Source organism: Streptomyces albus subsp. albus (assembly GCF_000719865.1).
Classification (GTDB): Bacteria; Actinomycetota; Actinomycetes; order Streptomycetales; family Streptomycetaceae; genus Streptomyces; species Streptomyces albus_E.
Map to the genome: position 1 here is coordinate 213,938 of NZ_JOID01000002.1, position 13,849 is coordinate 227,786.

The window sequence follows — 13,849 nt, forward strand, 5'->3', positions numbered from 1 at the left end:
GCTGCCGGGTAGGAGGGCCGCATCGTCTCCCTGGTCGCCGTCCGGCCCGTCCCGGCCTCGTGGCCGGCCGCGCTGCGCCCGGGCGGGGGGCCCGTCACCGGATCCGGCCGGTCACCAGCCCCGGCCGGCCGAGGGCACCAGCCGGCCGGCCTTGCGGTACTCCCGCTGCGCCCCGGCCAGCAGGTCCTCCGGGCCCACCGCGCCGCCCCGGGCCGCCGCCGCGTAGGCGGCGGTGACCACGGCGCTGCGGATCGCACCGCCGGACAGCTCGAACTCCCGCGCGCACGGCCCCGCGTCGAGGCCCTCCTCGCACGGCACGGCCGCCAGGCTGTTGTGCCACAGCGCGAGGCGCTGCTCCGCGTCGGGGAACGGGAAGTCGATCACCAGGTCGAGCCGGCGGGTGAACGCCTCGTCGATATTGGCCCGGAGGTTGGTGGTCAGCAGCGCGATGCCGTCGAAGGACTCCAGCCGCTGGAGCAGATAGGCGCTCTCCATGTTGGCGTAGCGGTCGTGCGAGTCCTTCACCTCGGAGCGCTTGCCGAACACGGCGTCGGCCTCGTCGAAGAGCAGCACCGCGTCCGTGCGGTCCGCCTCGGTGAAGATGCGTTCGAGGTTCTTCTCCGTCTCGCCGATGTACTTGTCGACGACGGAGGACAGCTGGACGACATAGAGGTCGAGGCCGAGTTCGGCGGCCACCACCTCGGCCGACAGGGTCTTGCCGGTGCCGGACTCGCCCGCGAACAGGCCCAGGACGCCGCGTCCCCGGCCGCCGCCGGCGCTCAGCCGCCAGTCGCCCAGCACCCGGTCCCGGAAGCGGGAGCGCAGGGCCAGTTCCCGCAGTTGCGCCAACGGGGCCTCGGGGAGGACGAGATCGTCCCAGTCCACGGCGGGCCGGATGCGGCGGGCGTGCCGCTCCAGGCCCGAGGCGGACTGCTGGCGCGCGGCCAGCCGGACGTGGTCGGCGGTGAGCGGAGTGCCGTCGAAAGCGGCCAGGCCGCGCGCGGCCCCGGCGGCGCGCCGGATCTGCTCGTCGCCGAGCCGGTAGGCGGCGGTGACCCGGGCGAGGTCGAGCCCGTCGCTGCCGTTGCCGCTGCCGCTGCCGTTGCTGCCGCTCCCGCCGTCGCCGCTCCCCTCACCGTCGTCGCTCACGCCTCGATCCGGGCCGTCCCCGCCGTCGTCCAGGCCCAGTGCCTCGGCCCAGACGGTGGCGGCACCGGCCGTCCGCCGGGGGGCGTCGAGGGCCAGCGGCGCGGTGTGCTCGCCGGACCAGTGCGGGTCGTACGGCCGCGGCCCCGCGAGCAGCACCGGGACATCGCCCGTGGACAGTCCCCGGACCAGCGGAGCCGCCGCCTCGCCGTCCGGCAGCGGAGCCACGACGATCGCGCAGTCGCGCAGCCGGGCCTCGCGCAGCAGCGCGGTGAGCGGCGGCGGGACGGCGTGCGCGGGCGCGTGCGCCGTCGGTTCGGCGTGGTGGTGGCCGTCCGCGCCGGCCGTGCTTCCGGTCGCCGGGGGCGGGGTGAGGAGCAGCGCCTCCCGGCCGGCCGTCCGCAGCGCGGACAGGGCGCAGGAGAGGCCGTCGCCGGGACGGTGTTCGCGCAGATGCACCAGCAGGGGCTTCGTGGCAGGCCCTGCGGTCAGCCGTGCGGCGAGCCGTTCCGTGAACGGATCGGGCCGCCCGCCGCCGCCCGCGTCAGCCGCGTCGGTGGTGCCGCCCGCGCCGGTGGCCCCGGCTGCGGCCGGGTCCGGCGCCGGCAGCAGCCGGGCGTGCCCGGCGAGGGCGGCGTCGGGGGTGTCGTCGCCGAGCAGATGGGCGGTGACCCGGTCGGGCACGCGCAACGAGCGGGAGAGGAACGGGCGTTCGTCTTCCTCGACGAGAAGCAGGCCGGTCGCGCGCAGGGGCGCCGACGGATGGAGCCGGGCCCGGGCGGCGGCCGACGCGGCGGGCAGGCCGAGCAGGTCGAGCACCAGTCCGGTGGTGGCGCGGCGCCTGCCGACGTCGTCGTTGAGATAGCCGTAGAGGGGTTCGAAGGTCCGGTCGACGTCGGGGGCGAGTGCGGCCAGCAGGATCGGGACGTCCAGCCGGCCGAGGCCGAACCGTGCGGCGAGCCGGGGCAGCCGGTCGTCCGGGTGCGCGGTGGCGCCGCCGGGCGGCCGGCCCTCGTCGTCGGCGATGCCGGCGTCGCCGTCGCCCTCGCCGCCGTAGCCGTCGCCGTCACTGTCGTCGGGCGCGCTGATGCCGTCGATCTCGCCGGTCCGCGGTGTGCCGCCGGCCGTGCGGAGCGCGTGCGTGATCGCATCGGGGGACAGATAGAGACCGCGCAGCGGGTCGTCGGCGGTCGGGTCGCCGGAGCTGCGCGACTCCACCAGGGCCGCGGTGTGTTCGCGCAGGCGTATGAGCCGAGCGGCGAGAGCCGCGGCGGGGCGGGACGTCCGGGGGGCCGAGTGGAGCGATCGGTCCGTGCGGTCCGGGCGGTCCGTGCGCTCGGCGTGGTTCGCGTGGCTCAAGTGGTTCACCTGGTCCGGGTGTTCTGTGCGGTCCGTGCGCTCCGCGTCGTTCATGCGCTCGGCGTGGTCCGTGAGGCCGGGGAAAGCTGTCACCGCCGTGCTCCGCCCTTCCGGCGGCCCGCCGCTCCGGCGGCCCCGCGGTCACCGGGCGGGGTTCCGGCCGGCGATCCGGGACCGCTACCGGACCCCGGCCCGCCGCCACGGGCGCCACCGGAGGCGCCCCCGTTCGCGTCACCGCCGCCGTCCGGCGGCCCGTCCCCGCCGTCCCCGCCGTCCCGCCCGTTCCGCCCGGCGGGACGGGAGCCGGTGCCGTCCGCCGCGAGCGTGCCGCCGGCCAACTGCCGCAGATGGCGCGGCCGGTGGTGCCGCTCGGGCGAACCGTCCAGGTCGCCGTCCAGTCCGCGCACCCGGACCCCGGCGCCCTCGGTGACCGGCGGGCCGGCCGCGTACTCCGGTACGGCGGGGAAGGGCGCGGTGATCACCACGTCCAGCGACGGCTTCAGTTCACCGCCCAGCGCCGACCAGATGTCGGCGAGGGAGCGCGACTCGGACGGCGGCACCCCGATGGTGATCGGCACGGAGAGCCCCAGTTCCGCCAGCGCGCCCGTCAGCTCCGCGGGCGTCAGCACCTCGTGGGGCAGCAACGTGGCCATGACGGCCGAGAGCAGCCGGTGTTCGTCCTCCGGGCGCTTGGTCCAGGCGGTGACCAGATACGACAGCCGAAACCAGCGGGGTGGCTGACGGCGTTTCAGTACGATGCCCTGGGCGTCCTTCACGGAGACGGCGCCGCGGTGCCTTCGCTCGGTGTCCTCGCGGATGTCGTACAAGTAGGCGTCGATCGTGGGGGTGTTGCGGCGCGCGGCCCAGTCGCGGCTCGGGGCCTCGAAGGAGACCTCCACATCCGTCCCGGAGAACAGACCACCGCGCAGGAGGCCCTTCAGAACGTGGTCGACCTCATGAATCACCGTGCTGTCCGGCCCTTCCCGTTCCGCTGCCCCGCGCCCGCGCACGGCGTTCCCCCGCGGCATCCTGCCCCGGCCGCGGCCCGTGCGTCCCGTACCGGGGGGACGGCCCGGGGGCAGCGTCCGCTGCCCGTACGGCCCCCGTCGCCGGCCGGGCGGGCAACGGGGGCGGTACGGGCCCCCCGCGGCGGCCGCTCGCCCGCGGGCCCTCACGGCGGCGTGCGAGACGGCTCGCGCGCGGGCTCAGATATAGCCCTCACGCAGCGCGTAGGCGACGGCGTGCGCCCGGTTGCGGAGTTGGAGCCGGGTGGTCAGCCCGTGCAGCACGTTCTTCACGGTGCGCTCGGAATAGGACAACTTTCCGGCGATCTCCCGGGTGTCCATGCCCTCGGACACCAGCCGGAGGATGTCGATCTCCCGCGGCGCCAGTCCGGCCGGGCTGCCGCCGGGCTGCTGCGCGGCGTTCCGCTGGAGCCGTCCGACCTGATTGATCAGCCGGCCGAGAAGATCGGACGGCAGATCGCCCTCGCCGCGCGCCGCGGCCACCACGGCCTGCAGCAGCCGCTGGTCGGTGGCCTCGTGGCGCCAGAGGATGGCGCCGACCCCGCACTCGATGACCTGGAGCAGTTCGGCCTCCCGGATGACCCCCGTGACCAGGACGGCGTTGAGGCCGTCGGTCCGCACCAGTCTGCGCAGCCGCAGCATCGTGCTCTCGTCCAGCCGGTCCGCGAGGACCACGGCGACGGTGCGGACGCCGCTGCGTGCCTCCCCGGTCCGCGTCTCCCCGGCCCGCGTCTCCCCGGCCCGCGTCTCCCCGGCCGCCCGCGTCTCGCCGATGGCCCGGACGACGCCGGCCCGCGCCTCCAAGCCCCTGCTCTCGCCCACGAGTTCGATCTCGGGGCGCTGCCGGAGCTGGCTGACCGCACCGGCTCTCGTGATCGGGTCGGAGGCGTGGATGACCACGGGTATCCGGTCGACCGTTGTCGTGCTCTTGAACGTCGTACGCACGTCTTCCCCCACTTCCGGAAGTCCGGTTCACCGGCTCCATCTGCTGCTGCTCGGCGGCCGGATGGCGGCGACGGCGCCGGCTCCACTGTCCGAGGGTCCGGATGCCGCCCGTCTCACACCGTCCTCGACGGGATAAGAGCGACATCAGTTCATTTGGTGACCGGATTTGTTGCCGACACCATCGAGCACAGATTTCCCCGCGGAGACGCCTCCCTGCAATCGTGGTCAACCACGAAAAGACCACGGACTCAACCATGGGAGCGCTCCCGGCATCTCTCCACATGGCGCGGAGAGCGCGATTCCGCCCACCGGCCCCGCCGCGGAGCCATGTTCCGCCGGGGTGTGACGCAGACACCGGAAAGGTGCCCATGAACGGGAGCACGATGACGAGCGCGATCGCGGAGGAATGCGATCTCGCCGCCCTGCGCGAACGCCGTGACGTACTGGACCGGGTGTTCGCCGACGCCGACCGCGCCCGGGCCGGCGCCGGCCGCCTCGTCCTGGTGTGCGGCGCCACCGGCACCGGCCGCAGCACGCTGCTGGAGGCGGTCGCCGCCCGGGAGGAGCGGCGGGGGACGCGGGTGCTGCGGGTCCGCTGCTCCCGGGAGGAGTCGGGCACGGACTTCGCCGCCGTGGCCGGACTCCTGGACGCCGAGCTGCGGCCCCCCGCCCCGGCCTGCGGCGAGAGCCCGCGGGGGGAACCGGGCACCGGGGAGGACCACTCCCTGCACGGAACGGGCCGGGCCGCCGACCTCTGGCGGCTGCTGCGCTCGTACGCGGCCGGGGGACCGCTGCTGCTCGCGGTGGACGACGTGCACCTGGCCGACCCGGCCTCCCGCGACTGGTTCGTCAGGGCGGCCCGCCAGCTCGACCGGTTACCCGTCCTGCTGTTCCTCACCGAGCGCGCGCAGTACGACCTCGACCCCCCGCAGCCGTGCCTGCTGCGCACCCTGCCGTCCACGCTGTTCAGCGTGCACACGATCGGCCCGCTGAGCTTCCGGGCCGCGGCGGAACTCGTCCGGGAACGGCTGGGCGCGGGGCTGCCGCCCGGCTGGATCGACGGCTGCCTGCGCGCGACCGCCGGCATCCCGCTGCTGCTCCACGCCCTGCTGGACGACCTGTCGCGGCTGACGGCGGTCACCGGCGGCACGGGCCCCTTCCCGCACACAGGAGCGGGGCTGTATTCCAGCAATTACCCCACCATGCTCGCCTGGGCACTGGAGAGCGCCGGTCCCGCCACCGCCGACCTCGCGCGCACCCTCGCCGAACTGGACACCACCGGCGACACCGCCCTGCTCGCGGACGTCGCCGGGACCGACCCCGGCCGGACCGCGCGCTGGACCGACGCCATGGCGGCCGCCGGACTCCTCGTCCGCACCGCCCCCGGCGGCCCGCCCCGCGTCGCGCACCCGCTGCTGCGCGACGTCATCCTCGACGGCTGGCCGCACCGGCGCCGGCAGGAGGTGCACCGCAAGGTGGCCGAACTCCTGTACCAGCGCGGTGAGTCCGCCGACGCGGTGGCCCGCCGTCTGCTGAACGTTCCGGCCGTCGGCGACGAGTGGGCGGTCAACGCGCTGCTGGAGGCGGCGGCCTGCGCCGTGCGCGAGGGCCGGACCGGCCACGCCGGCGACTGCCTGCGCCGCGCCCTGGACGAGCCCTTGTCGCGCGAGCGGCGCGGGCTGGTGCTGACCGAACTCGGCTGCCTGGAGGCCGACGCCGGGCGCCCCGTCGCCGTACGGCACCTCACCGAGGCCGTGCCGCTGCGCCGGGGCACGGGCTCCGGCCGGCTCCGCACCACCGTCGCCCTCGGCACCGCCCTGGCCCGCGGCGGTGACGTCCACGCGGCCCTGGAGATCCTGCACACCCTCTGCGAGGAGCTGCCGGACCGCTCCGCCCAGGCCCGCGCCGCGCAGGCCGCCGGGGCACTGCTCTCCGCGTACGACCGGGCGAGCTGGCTGCGGGTGATGGCCGGGCTGCGCCATGTCGCCGCCCACTCGCCCGACCGCCTCGACCAGGCCGAACAGGCCCTGCTCATCCGCTACGAGGCGACCGCCGGGCTGATCTCCGCGCAGGAGGCGGTGGGGCGTCTCTGCGTGCTGTCGGAGACCCCCGCCGATCCCGCGCTGGCCCCGTACGTCCTGGCCACCGTCGCGGCCGTCCTCCAGTGGGCCGACCGGTACGAGGAGGTGGACCGGATCATGGAGGAACGGCTCTCCGCGCACCGGCCCGTGGCGCTCAACCCCGCCCTGCACGCCCTCGCGGACACCCGCGCGGACGCCGCCGCGGCCCGCGGCCGCTACGGCGAACTGCTGGCCGGACCCGCCGTCCGGGCGGCCCTGGAGAACCCCCGGTCCGGCGGCCCGGTGGACGACTCCGCGCCGCACGGCTCGGTCAACGTCCTGTCCCAGGCCGTCCAGGCGCTGGTGGAGACGGGGCGCTGCGACGAGGCGCGGCGGCTGGCCGGCCGCATCGCCGCGAGCGGCCCGCGCGACTCCTGGGAGTGGAACCGCTTCCTCTACGCCCGCGGCGTGCTGCGGGCCGCGGACGGCGACTACTCCGCAGCGCTCGCGGACTTCAGGGAGTGTGGCCGGCGGCAGACGGACCGCGACGTGCTGAGCCCCGTCGTCACCCCCTGGCGGTCCGGCGCGGCCGAGTGCCTGCGGCGGCTGGGGCGGACGGCGGAGGCGGTGGAACTCGCCGAGGAGGAGTACCGGCTGGCGCTCGTCTGGGGCACCCCCCGCACCGTGGGGCGGGCCCTGCGGGTGCTGGGCACCGTCACCGGCGGCCGCCGCGGCACGGAGCTGAGCCAGCGGGCCGTGGACGTGCTGCGCACCGCGCCCGAGGGGGTGGAGCGCGAACTGGTGCTCGCCCTCATCGCGCTGGGCGACCGGCTGACGGCCGCGGGGGAGCGCGGCCGGGCCCGTGCGGTGCTGCGCGAGGCGGCGGGCCTGGCGCAGGAGCTCGGCGCCCGGCGGATGGTGGCGGCGGCCGAACGGTCGCTGGTGAACAGCGGGGCGCGGGTGGTGCGGGTCCACAGCGGGCCGGCCGCGCTGACGGAGAGCGAGCGGCGGATCGCCGGGCTCGCCGCCGAGGGGCGGACCAACGCGGAGATCTGCGAGCTGCTGCACCTGGCCCGGCGCACCGTGGAGACCCATCTGACCAGCGCCTACCGGAAGTTGGGCATCCGCCGCCGCTCGGAACTGCCGGCGGCGCTCGGCCCCGCCGCGAACGGCACCGGCTGACCCGCGGCACGGACGGTCCGGGGGCCCGGCGGCTCCCGGACCCCGGCACGTCATCCGCCGACTCGTCACACCACCCCGAAAGCTTTCGGTTCGCAACCGGTAACGGTCGGACCGTCACCCCTTGCGCCAGAAGGCCCCTGAGGCGTGCGGTTCTGAGTGCGCGTCATGACCAGGCTGCGCGATCCATTGTTGTTCCGGAAAATCTCCGATAACTTTCGCGGCACCACCCCTCCACCACCGTTGCGGAGATCGCGTCATGAGATCCTTCGGAACTTCCCCGGACCCCGCGCCGATGAGCCGCCCGAGCCGGCGCACCCTGCTGGCGGCCGCCGTGGCGACCGCCGCCACCGCCGCCGCGGCCCCCGTCACCGCCCCCGCCGCCGCGGCGGCCGAGCAGGGCTCCGCCTTCGGCCGGGTGACGCCGGGGAAGACCGGCCGGGGCCGGTTCATCGCCTTCGAGGCGCGGCGCGACGCCTTCCCGCTCGTCGCCCGCGGCAAGGCCGCCGCGATCGCGGTCAGCCCGGACGACCACCCCGGCGTGGTCCGCGTCGTGGACGACCTCCGGGCGGACATCGAGCGCGTCACCGGCGTGAAGCCCGCCGTCACCGACGGCAGGACGAGCGCGAAGGCGGCGAAGTCCGCGAAGGCCGCGGAGTCCCCGCACCGCGACCTCGTCATCGTCGGCACCATCGGCCGCAGCCCGCTGATCGACGGCCTGATCGAGGCCGGCAAGCTCGACGTGCGCGGCATCGAGGGCCAGTGGGAGACCTCCCTCCAGCAGGTCGTGCGCCACCCGATGCCCGGCGTCGACCGGGCCTTCGTCATCGCCGGCAGCGACCAGCGCGGCACCATCTACGGCGCGTACGAGACCTCCCGCCAGATCGGCGTCTCCCCCTGGCACTGGTGGGACGACGTGCCGCCGCGCCGCCGCGAGGAGCTGTACGCGCTGCCCGGCCGCCACAGCCAGGGCACCCCCGCGGTGAAGTACCGCGGTTTCTTCATCAACGACGAGAACCCCGCCCTCGGCACCTGGGCGCCGGAGTTCTTCGGCCCCGGCCACGCCGAGGGCTTCCCCAACGGCTTCAACAGCGCCTTCTTCGCCAAGGTGTTCGAGGTCATGCTGCGGCTGAAGGCCAACTACCTCTGGCCCGCCGTCTGGGGCCGCGCCTTCGCCGAGGACGACCCGGAGAACCACGCCACCGCCAAGCGCTACGGCGTCGTCATGGGCACCTCCCACGAGGCGCCGATGATGCGCGGCATCGAGGAGTGGAACCGCCACGCCACCCCCGCCAAGCGCGACGAGAACGGGAACATCACCGAGCCGGGCGAGGACCCGTACGGCGGCACCGGCGAGTGGAGCTTCCGCCGCAACGGCGAGGCCATCAAGAAGTACTGGGCCGACGGCATCCGCCGCATGACCGACGAGGACTTCGAGGGCGTCGTCACGCTCGGCATGCGCGGCAACGGCGACGTCAGCCTGCCCGACGGCGACGGCATCGACCTGATGGAGTCGATCATCGCCGCCCAGCGGGAGATCCTCACCGATTTCGTCGGCGAGGAGAAGCTCACCGAAGTGCCGCAGGTGCAGACCCTCTACAAGGAGGTCCAGCGCTACTGGGACAAGGGCCTGCGCCCGCCCGAGGACGTCACCGTCGTCTTCTGCGACGACAACTGGGGCAACATGCGCAAGCTGCCCGACCAGTCGCTGCCCGCCCGCGCCGGCGGCTACGGCATCTACTACCACTTCGACTACGTGGGCGACGGCCGCAACTACAAGTGGGTCGACACCGTCAACCTGGCGAACACTTGGGAGCAGCTGCACCTCTCGCACTCCTACGGCGTCGACCGGCTCTGGGTCGTCAACGTCGGCGACATGAAGGCCGAGGAGCTGCCGCTGCAGTTCTTCCTCGACTACGCCTGGGACCCGGAGCGCTGGCCGCTCCACCGCCTGGACGAGTGGGAACGCGCCTACGCCGCGGAGAACTTCGGCCACGGACAGGCCGAGGCCATCGCGGAGGTGCTGCACACCTACGGCGTCCTCCAGGCCCGTCGCAAGCCCGAACTCCTCAACCGCCGCATCACCCTCGACCCGGCGAAGGACCCGGCCACCGACTCCGACGCCGTCGTCTACGACGACCAGGCGAGCCCCTTCCGCCTCAACCACTACCGCGAGCTGGAGCGCGTCACCGAGGAGTGGCGGGAACTGGCCGAGGAGGCGGAGCGCATCCGCCGCCGGATCCCCCGCGCCTGGCAGGACGCCTACTACCAGCTCGTGTACTACCAGGTGAAGGCCACCGCCAACCTCTACGCGCTCCGCCTGGCCGAGTTCACCAACATCCACTACGCCGGCCAGGGCCGCGCCCTCACCAACGACCTGGCCGACGCCACCGATGCCCGGTTCGCCGAGGACCAGGCCATGTCGGACTACTACAACAACCGCCTGGCGGGCGGGAAGTGGAAGGGTTTCCAGACCCAGCCCAAGATCGGCTACGGCGACAAGGAGCGCTACGGCCCCGACGCCGGCTGGCAGCAGCCGCAGACCCCGAACCACGTCGCCCTGCCCGACGAGGTGTTCCCGAAGGTCAAGCGGATCGAACTGCCGGACCGCGCCGAGATGGGCGTCGGCATCGACGGCTCCGACGCCTGGTGGCCGCACGCGGAGGAACCGGCGGTCCTCCCGGCCTTCAGCCCGTACCAGACCCGCCCCGACCAGTACATCGAGGTCTTCAACCGCGGCTCACGGCCCTTCGGTTACCTCATCGAGCCGTCCGTGCCGTGGATCCGCGTCGAGAAGGGCCGGGGCCGGGTCGACAAGCAGGTGCGGGCGACGGTGCGCGTGGACTGGTCGCGCGCCCCCAAGGGCACCACCGAGGTGCCCATCACCGTCACCGGACCGGGCGGCACCTCCGTGGAGGTCCGCGCGGTCGTCGAGAACCCCCGGCTGCCGCGCCGCGCCCGCCGCGGCTTCATCGAGGCGAGCGGCTATGTCTCCATGGAGGCCGCCCACTTCACCCGCGCGGTCGGGGCCTACGGCGTCCGCTGGGAGGTCGTGCCGGACATCGGCCGCACGGGCTCCGGCGTCACCCCGTTCCCCGTCACCGCGCCCAGCCGCAAGCCCGGCGGCCGCGGCCCGCACCTGCAGTACGAGCTGACGCTCGTCACGGCGGGCGAGGTGGAGGTGCTGGCGTACCTCTCACCGCGGAACAACGTCCTGCCGACGGAGGGCCTGCGCTACGCGGTCTCGTTCGACGACGACGTCCCGCAGACGGTGGACGTCATCGCCGCCACCGGCTCCAACGACACCGGCATGAACCGCCAGTGGGCCCGCAACACCTCCGACAACATCAACCTCACCGTCACCCGGCACACCGTCGCCAAGCCGGGCCGGCACCTCCTCAAGCTGTGGATGGTGGACCCGACCGTGGTCGTCCAGAAGCTGGTGGTCGACACCGGCGGCCTGGAGCCCAGCTACCTGGGCCCGCCGGAGAGCCTCCGCGAGGGCCGCTGACCGGAGAGCCTCCGCGAAAGCGCGGCTGACCGGAAGCCTCCACGAAGGCGCCGCCGGCCGCGCCGAACCGGAGCAGGCCGTCCGGGGCAGAGGGACCGCGCCCCGGCCGGCCGCCGCAACCGGGCCCGGGGAGGACCTGAGGGGGGTCCTCCCCGGCCCCACCGCGCTCGCCCGGCACCCGCCCGCCGGGCGAGCGCGGACCCGTCCGGGGCGGCGCCGGCCCGTTGGCCGGCTGTCGCGCCGCTGTGCCGGCGCCGGGCCGTTGCGCCGGCGCACGTCCGTTCCCCGGTGGCCGGCCCCGGAGCCGGCCACCGGGCAGCCGCACCGAGTGATGCGGTACGACGAGCCCTCGACGCCGCACGTCAGAGAGCACGGGAGAGGGAGCGGAACCAGCGCACCACCGCCGCGGTGCCCGCCTGATGCGAGCCCAGGTGCCGGGAGTTCTCGTAGTCCGGGGTGCCGAGGCCGACGGTCCGGACGTGGGCGCCCCGGGCGCGCAGGGCGGCCCGGCAGTGGGTGGTGTTCGCGGTGACGGCCTGCTCGTCGCCCGCGGCGTAGTAGAGCCGGACCGGGGCCCGCGGTGTCCAGTCTGCGCACACGCTGTCGGCCACCCGCAGGGCCGCCGCCAGTCCCCCCGAGGGGCGCTCCAGCATGGCCCGGCCACGGGGTGTGAGCAGTTCCTCCAGGCTGTCCGGGGTGCCGAGCACGACGTCCCGGCCCGGATGCGTTCCGTCGAGGAGTCCCTCGATCGTGTAGCGGTAGGGCTTTTCGAACACCTCGGCGGGGTCGTCGTAGAGGTGGTGCAGACGGTTGAAGGCGACCAGGGCGAGGGCCGTGTAGATCACACTGGCCTTCTCCTCCGTCTCCCCGGCCAGCAGCGCCGGCAGTTCCACGTCCCGGAAGGCGTAGGCGCCGCTGACCGGTGCCACCGCGCCGAGCCGGAACCAGGTGTCGGCGCGCTCCTGAAGCGCCCGCGCGAGTCCCGCCGAGGCGCCCTGGCTGAAGCCGGTGGCCAGTACTTCGCGGCGCAGGTGGCGTCCCCGGTCCGCCGCGACGGTGCGGGAGGCGCGCAGCATGTCCAGGGCCGCCGTGGTCTCGGAGGGGACGTCCATCCAGGGGTGCGGGCCGGGTCCCAGGCCGAGCCCCAGGTAGTCGGGGAGCGCCGTGGCGAATCCGGCGGAGGCATGGACGAGGGCCGGGGCCTGGTCCCACACGCTCGTCGAGACAGACGCCACGTCTCCCTTGAACAGTTCGGTGCCGGGGGTGAACGACACGGCCCGCAGCCGCCGTTCGCCGTTGCGGGGCAGGGCCAGCAGGCCGCTTGCGGTGGTGGGGCGCCCGTGCGGGTCCACCGTGCGGTACACGATCCGGTAGGTGTCCACCCCGTACCGCACGGCACCGGTGTCCCAGGCACCCGCCTCGTCACCGGCGAGTTCGGCCGCCACCTCGCCGGCGGACAGTGTCCGCAGGTGCTCGGCCGAGACGACCGCTCCCCGGGCGCCGTCCACCGCCGCCCGGGCGGGCCCGGCGGAGCCACCCCCCGCATCCTGCGCCACGGAGACGGCAGACCCACCCACCGTCAGGGTGGCGGCTACCGCTACGGCTGTCATCACTCTGCTCGTCCGGTTCATGCGACGACCGTACGAACCACACGCCGCCTCCGGCCATCCGGCCAACCCGTGGGGTTCCGGGGGGCTTTCCCCCGTCGGGCCTTGGTCGTGGCCCGAGCAGCACGGCGTCGGGTCGGGGTCCTCCAACGGCACCGGTGAATCCTCGGCAGACGGCCGAGTCCAGCGAAACCCGGTAGCTCTTCGGGGCCGGCTCTGCTTGCGTTCTGCCGCATGGCTGACGACTGCTTCGGACATCCACGACTCGCCGCGATCTACGATGCGCTCGACCCCGACCGCAGCGATCTCGATGCCTACCTGCGGATGGCGGAAGAGTGCGGGGCGCGCCAGGTTCTGGACATCGGCTGCGGCACCGGGGTGTTCGCACTTCTCCTGGCCGACCGCGGGGTCGACGTCGTCGGCATCGATCCCGCCCAGGCATCCCTCGACGTCGCCCGGGCCAAACCGGGCAGTGAGCGAGTGCGCTGGATCCGCGGTGATGCGACGGCCCTCCCGCCACTGCGGGCCGACCTCGCGACGATGACGGGGAATGTCGCCCAGGCCATCGTTGCTCCGAGCACCTGGCAGAAGACGCTGCGGGGAGCCTGGGAGGCGCTGCGGCCCGGCGGGCATCTCGTCTTCGAGACCCGTGATCCGGCCAAGCGCGCCTGGGAAGAGTGGACCCGGGAGAACTCCTACCGCGTGACAGAGATCCAGGGTGTCGGCTCCGTCGAGAGCTGGGTCCAGCTGATCGAGGTCAGCCCGCCCCTGGTGACCTTCCGCGGGACCTACGTCTTCGCAGCGGACGGACAGGTGCTGACGTCGGACTCGACCCTGCGCTTCCGAGAGCGTGAAGAGGTCGAGACGGACCTGGTCACGCAGGGCTACGTGGTGGAAGACGTTCGTGATGCGCCCGACCGGCCGGGCAAAGAGTTTGTCTTCCTCGCAAGACGCGCCTGATCCCTGATGATCCACGCCCCTCGAACCTCGATGGCACACGCTCAAGGTTCGCGTCCA

At 74.4% G+C, this 13,849-nt stretch carries 6 protein-coding genes and 1 pseudogene; 3 read left to right on the forward strand and 4 right to left on the reverse strand.

Going from position 1 to position 13,849, the window contains the following annotated elements:
* Positions 1-111: 111 nt before the first annotated feature.
* The 3 genes and pseudogenes from IF83_RS0103170 to IF83_RS34515 all read right to left on the reverse strand — a co-directional run bounded on the left by IF83_RS0103170 (position 112) and on the right by IF83_RS34515 (position 4,475).
* Entirely contained in the window at positions 112-2,598 is a 2,487-nt protein-coding gene (locus tag IF83_RS0103170; RefSeq protein ID WP_244176794.1) for an ATP-binding protein, read from the reverse strand.
* A 251-nt stretch (positions 2,599-2,849) separates the two neighbouring features.
* Positions 2,850-3,470 (reverse strand): annotated as a pseudogene (locus tag IF83_RS0103175) (Pvc16 family protein); the annotation flags it as partial.
* Positions 3,471-3,710: 240 nt separating this feature from the next.
* Positions 3,711-4,475, reverse strand: a complete 765-nt coding sequence (locus IF83_RS34515; protein WP_244176796.1) for a helix-turn-helix transcriptional regulator — start codon at positions 4,473-4,475, stop codon at positions 3,711-3,713.
* Between the two features lie 368 nt (positions 4,476-4,843).
* Here IF83_RS34515 and IF83_RS0103185 point away from each other — a divergent pair, with 368 nt between their 5' ends.
* Together IF83_RS0103185 and IF83_RS0103190 are read left to right on the forward strand one after the other, a co-directional pair.
* On the forward strand, positions 4,844-7,717 hold the full coding sequence (locus IF83_RS0103185; RefSeq protein ID WP_244176798.1) for an AAA family ATPase: 2,874 nt from the start codon (positions 4,844-4,846) through the stop codon (positions 7,715-7,717).
* A gap of 256 nt (positions 7,718-7,973) precedes the next feature.
* The gene (locus IF83_RS0103190; RefSeq protein ID WP_244176800.1) at positions 7,974-11,225 is read left to right on the forward strand and encodes a glycosyl hydrolase 115 family protein; all 3,252 of its coding nucleotides are present in this window, start codon (positions 7,974-7,976) and stop codon (positions 11,223-11,225) included.
* A gap of 362 nt (positions 11,226-11,587) precedes the next feature.
* Here IF83_RS0103190 and IF83_RS0103195 read toward each other — a convergent pair whose 3' ends face one another.
* On the reverse strand, positions 11,588-12,856 hold the full coding sequence (locus IF83_RS0103195) for a lipase (RefSeq protein WP_244176802.1): 1,269 nt from the start codon (positions 12,854-12,856) through the stop codon (positions 11,588-11,590).
* Between the two features lie 210 nt (positions 12,857-13,066).
* Here IF83_RS0103195 and IF83_RS0103200 point away from each other — a divergent pair, with 210 nt between their 5' ends.
* A complete protein-coding gene (locus IF83_RS0103200; protein WP_030542467.1) occupies positions 13,067-13,792 on the forward strand; it encodes a class I SAM-dependent methyltransferase in 726 nt (241 codons plus the stop codon).
* The last annotated feature ends 57 nt before the right edge of the window (positions 13,793-13,849 follow it).

Excerpts from the sequence above, each read along its gene's own strand:
- IF83_RS0103185 (WP_244176798.1), top strand. The coding sequence starts at position 4,844 with ATGAACGGGAGCACGATGACGAGCGCGATCGCGGAGGAATGCGATCTC.
- IF83_RS0103190 (WP_244176800.1), top strand. The coding sequence starts at position 7,974 with ATGAGATCCTTCGGAACTTCCCCGGACCCCGCGCCGATGAGCCGCCCG.
- IF83_RS0103195 (WP_244176802.1), bottom strand. The coding sequence starts at position 12,856 with ATGAACCGGACGAGCAGAGTGATGACAGCCGTAGCGGTAGCCGCCACC.
- IF83_RS0103200 (WP_030542467.1), top strand. The coding sequence starts at position 13,067 with ATGGCTGACGACTGCTTCGGACATCCACGACTCGCCGCGATCTACGAT.